This is a genomic window from Streptomyces sp. NPDC051041, assembly GCF_044456065.1.
In the GTDB taxonomy this organism is placed as follows: domain Bacteria; phylum Actinomycetota; class Actinomycetes; order Streptomycetales; family Streptomycetaceae; genus Streptomyces; species Streptomyces glaucus.
This window is the reverse complement of record NZ_JBITFM010000043.1, coordinates 1,258-2,395: the sequence shown is the minus strand read 5'-3', so window position 1 is coordinate 2,395 and position 1,138 is coordinate 1,258. Positions and strand designations below refer to the sequence as shown.

General features: G+C 72.2%; 1 protein-coding gene. It reads left to right on the top strand.

The window, feature by feature from the left end:
* Positions 1 to 19 precede the first annotated feature (19 nt).
* On the top strand, positions 20 to 1,138 hold a 1,119-nt coding region (locus tag ACIBAI_RS28915), incomplete at its 3' end, for a conjugal transfer protein (RefSeq protein ID WP_399038783.1).

Genomic DNA, 1,138 nt, shown 5'->3' with positions numbered 1-1,138 from the left:
TCACCGCCGGGGGTGCCCGATGACCGGCGCGAAGCTGACCCGCGTACAAGTCGGGGTGCTGACCGCTGCGTTCGTGCCGATGCTGGCCACGGGCGTGTTCGGCGGAATCGGCACCTACAGCAACATCGGCCACGCCTACGGCAAGGGCACCGCGCTCGGTGCGCTCGCCGCTGGCGAAGGCGCCACGGCCGTGCTCGCTCTGGTCCTGCTCGGGCTGACCATGCTGGGCCAGTCCTCCCCGCGCATCGTGCGCATCGGGTTGTGGGCGCTGCCGGCCGCCGCCGCCGTGATGGGCGCGATGGCCGCCCCCGACCCGGGCCGCACCGTGATCTACGCACTGACCCCGATGGGCATGTCCGTCTCGGCCGAGGGCATGGCGTTCCTGGCCCGACGGATCGTGGTCCACACCGATGGCCGCGACGCGGAGAACGAGCGCCGCACCGCCGATCTGGTGCAGGCCCTCGCCTACCACCGGGCCCGTGCCACCCAGCATCCCAGCGGACGGGTGCGCAAGCGGTCGGATCGGGCATCGTGGCGGCTGGCCCGCAAGGTCGGGGTCGGGGACGTGGCGCTCGGATCGAGGCTGCTGGATGTGCAACGCGACCGCGTCACCGCCGGCGCGGACGCCGCGCTCGCCTCGATGTTCGGTGCCGCCATCCCTGCCCCCGCACTCGATCCCGCTCTGAATACGAATGCGGAGGAATCCACCGAGACCATCGCGAAACGGTCTATGGCTGACCTCACGGTATCGACTCCGGACCCGGTGGTGACCCTGACCCGGTTGCCCCTGCCCGATCCGGTTGCCGTCGACCTAGGCAAGTCGACTCTCCCCGCCAAGCCGCTCCCCTCGATCGCTCCGGCCGCCGTCGCGCCGGTCAAGTCGATCGAGCGGCGTGCAGTGGCGGCCGAATCTACCCGGCCACGCCGCGCCACCGGCCGTGTCCCGGAGGTGGCGAAGTCGACCCGGCCCAAGCGCACCCCGGAGCAGCTGCTCGCCGAGGCACGCAAGGTGACGGCCGACTGGCCGGATGCGAAGGTGACCGCAGAGGGCATCCGCCGCGAGGTCCGCACCTCGCCGGCGAACGCACGGATGCTGCGGGACACCCTGCTCGCCGAGCGGTCCGCCACGGCGGCTAAG